The organism is Neisseria sp. P0021.S007, assembly GCF_051956855.1.
Genome location: NZ_JBQCXA010000234.1, coordinates 1 through 912, shown reverse-complemented (window position 1 = coordinate 912; position 912 = coordinate 1). Strand labels below are relative to the sequence as shown.

The following is a 912-nucleotide window of genomic DNA, read 5'->3' as shown; positions in this document are numbered from 1 at the left end:
GTAATAAGGCCGTCTGAAAAAGCTGCGGCGTTTGCGCATGCCATAATCCTGCGCGCGCAACGGTTTCATCAATATGATGATTGCCGTCTGAGCGCTTGAGCGTATCGGCCACCGGTATGGTCAAAATACCGCCTTCATCATTCTCACCCGCCTCATCAAGCAAACGCGTTAACGCTTCGGCAGGCAGGCAACAGCGTGCAGCATCATGAACCAAAATATTGTCTTGCGCCTCGGCCAAACCTTGCTCCAATAAAACGGACACACCATTGCGTACCGTTTCGGCACGACTTGCGCCGCCTACTCGAAAAACGCGCACTTTCTCAGACAGGGCCGTCTGAAAAACCGAATCTTCCGGCAAAAGAATAACGGCAATTAAATCTATGCGGGAGTGTTGCTCAAAAATTTCTATGGTATGTTGCAATACGGTTTTACCATTTATTTCAACATATTGTTTTGGTTTTCCTGCACCAAATCGCGCTCCCACACCGGCAGCAGGAATCAAAGCGATATTGCGGCGTATCATGCTGACGCTCCGGCATTAGCCTCATCAGAAGTTTCGGCCTTGCGCCATACACACGCTTCGCCCAAATCGTCCAAATATTTTTCATGTGCCGCCAGCTCGTCCGCATTGGCTTTGATGACTTTCAACTGCGAGGTACGTTTGGTTTCCGCAATAACGGTTTGTTTGACTTCGCCCTCTTCTTCCGTCTCACCGCCCATCAGATCGAACTGCTGACGCGTCATGGCAAGATAGACTTCACCCAAAAGCTCGCAGTCGATTAGAGCGCCGTGCAAAACCCGTTTGCTGCGGTCAACGGAAAAGCGGTTACACAACGCATCCAAGCTTGCCTTTTGTCCCGGAAACATTTCACGTGCCATAGCCAGCGTGTCGGTCACTTTACAACCCAGTTC

Annotated in this window: 1 protein-coding gene and 1 pseudogene; both read right to left on the bottom strand. The window is 50.5% G+C overall.

Going from position 1 to position 912, the window contains the following annotated elements:
- A partial coding sequence (locus ACTHUR_RS12480; protein ID WP_440398800.1) for a 2-C-methyl-D-erythritol 4-phosphate cytidylyltransferase occupies positions 1 to 523 on the bottom strand: 523 nt, incomplete at its 3' end.
- Positions 520 to 912 (bottom strand): annotated as a pseudogene (locus tag ACTHUR_RS12475) (DNA polymerase III subunit epsilon); the annotation flags it as partial. The gene ACTHUR_RS12480 and the pseudogene ACTHUR_RS12475, both read right to left, overlap by 4 nt.